Consider the following 5276-nt stretch of genomic DNA (forward strand, 5'->3'; position numbering starts at 1 on the left):
CTTAAAAAGAAGAGGATTGACGAACAGGAAAATTTTTATTTATTATCCCCTTAAAAGGGGAGGCTTTAAACCACAATATTTCGGTAATTATTAATTATCAATTCTTAATTATTAATTATTCAAGCATCCTTCCACAACCTTAAAGATTAATAATTTCTAGCTCCTCTAAATTATCAGCAGGTGTAAATCCAAATACACGGGAATAAAAATAAAACTCTCCATCTAATGCTCGTTTAATATTCTCGGAACGGCGAAAACCATGTTGTTCTTCTGGAAAAGCAACATAAGCCACTGGCAATCCTTTTTGCTTCAAAACTTCTAGCATTTTCTCAGCTTGATTTGGCGGTACAATTTTATCTTCTAAGCCTTGGAAAAAAATTACAGGGCAAGACAAACCCTCAGTAAAATTAATAGGTGATCGCTGTTTATAAATCTCTTTTGTTTCAGGATAAGGTCCGATTAATCCATCTAAATAACGGGATTCAAACTTATGAGTATCTGTTGCTAAAGCCTCTAAGTCACTAACTCCATAATAACTCGCTCCAGCTTTAAATACATCCTTAAAAGTTAAGGCACATAAAGTTGTATAACCTCCGGCACTACCACCAGAAATAGCCATACGATTATTATCTACTAATTCCTGTTTAGCTAAATATTCAGCGCCATTTACACAATCATCAACATCAACAATACCCCAATTATTTTTTAGTCTTTGCTGATACTCTCTTCCATATCCAGTGCTACCTCCATAATTAACATCAAGTAGGGCAAAACCACGACTCGTCCAATATTGAATTTTTAAACTTAAACTACTAGAAGTTGCTGCTGTTGGCCCCCCATGACTTTTGACTAAAAGAGGTGGTTTTACTTCTCCAGGTGCAGTGTAATCTTTATTAGTTGGTGGGTAAAAGAAACCATAAGCACTTTTGCCATTTTCTGTCGGAAATTCTATTGTTTTAGGAATAGATAAATAACCAGAATCAATTTTTAAATCTGTAGAACTTTTTAAAACATTAATGTCACCTGTAGAGAGATTTATTTGGATAACTGAACTAGGTTCTGTAGGGGAACTTCCCAAAAAACAAACTTGGCTACCTTTGGCTGTTAAAGAACTAATAGAAGTATAGGGTATTTCTATTTCCTGTAGATGTTTTTTAGTAGTATTAAGAGTTGCCAAATGCCAAATTCCATTCTGAGAAAAAGTGCAGAGAATTTTGTTAGCTGCTGTGAAAGCATAAGTAGACATTCCAAATACCCATTGTGGCATTCCAAACTCAGCATCCAAAGGATATAATGGGTCTACATTTTCTGCCTCAGTCACTCCAGGCACCCGATAAAGATTCCACCATTTAGAGCGATCGCTCACAAAACATAACATTCCATCTGGAGACCACTGGGGTTGAAAAATTGATTCTGCGTTCCCTCCAGCAAGTAAGCTAATTTCACCTAATGAACCATCTGTATTCATCGGAGCTACCCACAACTCCGTACCATCCCAAGGCATATTTGGATGATTCCAACTAATCCAGCAAAGTTGGGAACCATCATTACTCAGACTCGGTGAAGCATAAAAATCATAACCTTCTGCCAATATCTGGATATCTTCTCCATTTTTGAGATTAATGCTAACTATCCTATTGACAGGTTCCCCATTCTGTGTATGATCTTCCTGAATACAAATTAAGCGATCGCCTTGTTTATCTATCACACCATCCGCATAACGCATATTTGCCTCTGGAGTTAAAGGTTGGGGTTCTTTACCTGGTGTTTGACGATAGAGACGTTGGTCAGCAAAATTAGAAAAATATATCGTACCATCTGCCACTAAGAAAGCACCACCGCCGTATTCATGGACACGGGTGCGTACATTAAAAGGTGGAGGAGTAATGTCAGTTGTCTGTCCATCTGGAGTGTGGCGCACAATTACATTTCGTCCACCCTCTGAAGGTCGTCCTTCAATCCAGTAGACATCATCACCATCAATGGTAATACTACTAAGTCCAATTGTTCCGGCTACAATCAAGTCAGTAGTAATAGGGGATTTCCAGGAACCATAAGGTGCTATTTGTGTCATAATTTAAGATTACTATATAAGATAATGTCTACTATTTAATTTTGTTATTGTCAATTGTCAAGTTCTAAATCTTCCGTTTGATTTATTTAATTATGACTTAGGCAGTATAACTTATTTTCCTCATTGCGACCTACAGGGTTTGTGGAGCAGTCCGGAACGGATAGCAATCTCAAGTCCTAGGTTTTGGTATCTAATGTCTAAGTCCTGTTAATATACAGTATTAAAAAATGTTTTATACCATTTTGATAAATGTTTGCTACAAATAGGTAGGTGATTTTTTAGGAGTCAGGAGTTGTAGGGGTGATTTCCGTGCCGGAATGCTCCTAATTACGCGAATCACCCCTACATGAGTGGTATGGGAATAGCTTTGATGCCATTGATTAGTTCATATTTGATCTTATTAGTCAAATGGACATCTCCTGTCAAGTCTTTTTCTTGCCCTTATTATTCGTAACATTCTTTTTTCAAATTGGTATTAAGTGATAAGAGTTTACTAAGTTAGTTATAAGTTTGAGCTATGAAAAATTTACCGCTCTATCTTTGGAGAGTAGCAAAGATAAAAACGGAATACAAACCAAAGGTGCGGAGTTGGTTATTAGGTTAGTTTCAGTCGAGAGATAAAGAGGTGGGGAGATTGAATATGAAAGTATAGTTTACTCTGGTTCAGGAATTTGCAATTTTTAAATATGGCGATAATAATTGTAGGGGTTTGGTCTCCAAACCCTAACTCTTTGACAATGGGAATTTACTAATTATTCTAACTATACCAAAAAGCGATCGCTCTTGTAGTTGAGAAAGAGCGATAGAACTCCGTTCCGCTGACGCGATCGCTATAATCTTCATAGTCTAGTAGGGTGCGTTTTGATGCGCAATATGAAAAGCAGGAGGAAGTGGAGCCTAACACACCATTTTTGATGTTGCCAGGTGCGTTACGCTACGATGCCATCCACTGTTTTTAGTTCTAGGCGATCGCCTTCTAGAAAGAAGAAAGCGATGTCTTACTATTAGACTGCTCCAACTACTGGGAACACATTAGGATTTGCCCCGTAAGCAGCCTCCCTAATTCGGTTCCAATCAAACAAATCTCCAGGATCTGACTTACGACCTTTAGGAAGTGCAACATCTTCGTGTCCTGTAATATGAGTAATGGAAGGATATTTGTTCAATAAATCCTGGGTTAACCACTCTAAGGACTGATATTGGGCTTCGGTATAAGGAGACCAATTGCCATCGGGATTCACAATTTCAATACCGATAGAGAAGTCGTTAACATTAGAGCGACCGTTTAATTCTGAAATTCCTGCGTGCCATGCCCTGTCGTTAGTATCCACCATGTTTGTAATTTGAGCGTCCCGATCTACGACATAATGAGCAGATACTCGCGAGTTTGGATTTTGAAACCAGCTAATTGTACCATCACCATTATCGCTTCCTGTGTGATGGAAAATAATGCTGGTTACATCTGATGGACCGCCGGGGCGAGGTTCAAAGTTGGGGCTAAAAATCCATTCAATAGCCAGTGGTTCTGGTGTTGAGGAAAAATTATTATTACCATTAACTATAGCACCGCTAATATTATCCCAAGTAATGTAACCTCCCTCAAAATCTTGACGTGTAATTCCATTCCAATTATATTCTGCACTGGTAGGTGCGCCTAGATATCCGTTTAGCCCACCATCAGTTTCTAAATATTTTTGGCGAATTGCACCGTATAGTGGGTAAGCGCCGTTTTGACTCTCAACAATGGAACCACCATCAAATAGTTGATACTCGTAACCATTGTAGTAAATTACATCGGAAGTAGGACTACCTAGTCTCCACGAGTATTCTTGATAAACCTGATTAATATCATTAGATGGAGTATTAATGTAATTTAGATGGAGTAGACGAAATCAAGGGAGGACTTTCCAAGTTAAAGACTACTTCATAGTTGGTATATAGGTTTGGGTCTTGTGGAGCATCGACTCTGGCATAGTAGGTGCCTGGAGATAAGGAATGAATAAAACCACCTTGTCTGATGGAGTAAGCTCCCTCGATCTGCTCATTGGCACTAATGGGTTGACCCCAAGCGTCCATTATTTCGACATCAATTAAATGGTCGTAGTTATGAACTTTATAGCTCAATGACCTGGGTTGGGAAATTTCAAACTGGTAGAAGTCAGCAAAGTCACCTTCGTTAGTTCCTACAAAGTCAGCAAAACCGGAATTGTGGCTACTGACAGGTGGTGTTACACAATGGTTGAGTGCTTTATCAGAAATCCCTGCTGTGACAGCTTTTTAGTAAGAAAATTAAGTAACTTATGGAAAATGTTAGCTACATAATTCTCCCAGAAAATTACGACCCAGATGGCTACAGAGCTGTTGAGGACGCTTTAGGGCTGGAAATTAATATGGCTGCCCATCCTAGTGAGCAAGAGGAAATAATGAAGAATTACCTCTTTGTTCAATCCTCTTTACACGCCATGTTATGTGGCAAGGAAACAGTCTCAGAATTTCTAGACAAGCTTGAATCAACTGATTGTATAGACATGGATACATATCTAACAGAAACTTTTGAAAACCTAGAATCACTAGGTGTCACATAATCAAATAATTGACTGATAAGCTTCTACTAATATTTCTATATCTTTAAACCAAAAAACAGGTTGAAATAATAGCGAGTAACTAGGTGTTGCACCATCTAATTGATAGTGTAAAATAGTCGGACTTCTTAAATGCAATTTCTGTCTATACACATCAGAATAGCTGTTACTTGCTTGGTCTTTCACTTGCAAGGCAATCCAACCTCCTAACCACCATTGAGAAAGAGCTGAATTACTAGCAATAGTAACTTTATGGTAGTTAGTCCTCAACGGCATTTCAATTCTTTGATTAGGGAGCCTATTTTGTTTACTTGGCTCCCCTGATATATCCCAACTCCCCTCATATATTTTTACCCAGTTATTACTATCTGATAAGTTAGGCATCTTTGATTAAAATGAAAGAAGATAACGACAGAAAAATTCATGTTAAGAAGTGCTTGCAACTCAATAATTTTATTTTTTTTTAGGGAATGCAAGCAGTTTTACAATTATAGCAATATCTTGCAATCTGATGTTTTTCGGATATATTTTAATTAGCTCATCCAAAATCAACAACTGCAGATATTCTCAGTCCAATGTCTGAAGCAGTAAACACAGAAAATCCATTATCCTTAAATGAT

The 5276-nt window shown here is 37.8% G+C and carries 7 protein-coding genes and 1 pseudogene; 2 read left to right on the forward strand and 6 right to left on the reverse strand.

Annotated features, from left to right (window positions below; genetic code table 11):
• Positions 1-139 precede the first annotated feature (139 nt).
• The 3 genes from AFK68_RS11900 to AFK68_RS36650 form a co-directional block, all read right to left on the reverse strand.
• Positions 140-2074 carry a S9 family peptidase gene (locus AFK68_RS11900; RefSeq protein WP_210407360.1) on the reverse strand — a complete coding sequence of 645 codons (1935 nt, stop codon included), beginning with the start codon at positions 2072-2074 and terminating at the stop codon, positions 140-142.
• A 757-nt stretch (positions 2075-2831) separates the two neighbouring features.
• Positions 2832-2978, reverse strand: coding sequence for a hypothetical protein (locus AFK68_RS38685; protein WP_210407361.1), 147 nt, complete (start codon positions 2976-2978; stop codon positions 2832-2834).
• Positions 2979-3078: 100 nt separating this feature from the next.
• Positions 3079-3588: an N-acetylmuramoyl-L-alanine amidase gene (locus AFK68_RS36650; protein WP_371357336.1), complete on the reverse strand. Its 510-nt coding sequence runs from the start codon at positions 3586-3588 to the stop codon at positions 3079-3081.
• Here AFK68_RS36650 and AFK68_RS36655 point away from each other — a divergent pair.
• Positions 3524-3667 carry a hypothetical protein gene (locus tag AFK68_RS36655; protein ID WP_168186427.1) on the forward strand — a complete coding sequence of 48 codons (144 nt, stop codon included), beginning with the start codon at positions 3524-3526 and terminating at the stop codon, positions 3665-3667. The two genes, AFK68_RS36650 and AFK68_RS36655, sit on opposite strands and share 65 nt — an antisense overlap.
• A gap of 143 nt (positions 3668-3810) precedes the next feature.
• On the opposite strand, the pseudogene AFK68_RS44875 reads toward AFK68_RS36655, so the two are convergent.
• Both AFK68_RS44875 and AFK68_RS11910 read right to left on the reverse strand, forming a co-directional pair.
• Positions 3811-3942: pseudogene (locus tag AFK68_RS44875) on the reverse strand (hypothetical protein); the annotation flags it as partial.
• Positions 3938-4198 (reverse strand): hypothetical protein, encoded by a 261-nt coding sequence (locus tag AFK68_RS11910; RefSeq protein ID WP_143437805.1) that lies wholly within the window; start codon positions 4196-4198, stop codon positions 3938-3940. The pseudogene AFK68_RS44875 and the gene AFK68_RS11910, both read right to left, overlap by 5 nt.
• Positions 4199-4374: 176 nt before the next feature.
• On the opposite strand from AFK68_RS11910, the gene AFK68_RS11915 reads away from it, so the two are divergent.
• On the forward strand, positions 4375-4659 hold the full coding sequence (locus tag AFK68_RS11915; protein ID WP_094672999.1) for a hypothetical protein: 285 nt from the start codon (positions 4375-4377) through the stop codon (positions 4657-4659).
• Here the strand turns inward: AFK68_RS11915 and AFK68_RS11920 are convergent, their stop codons facing one another.
• Positions 4660-5040 carry a hypothetical protein gene (locus tag AFK68_RS11920; protein ID WP_094673001.1) on the reverse strand — a complete coding sequence of 127 codons (381 nt, stop codon included), beginning with the start codon at positions 5038-5040 and terminating at the stop codon, positions 4660-4662.
• Positions 5041-5276 lie beyond the last annotated feature (236 nt).

This window comes from Hydrocoleum sp. CS-953, from assembly GCF_002260545.1.
Taxonomy (GTDB): domain Bacteria; phylum Cyanobacteriota; class Cyanobacteriia; order Cyanobacteriales; family Microcoleaceae; genus Trichodesmium.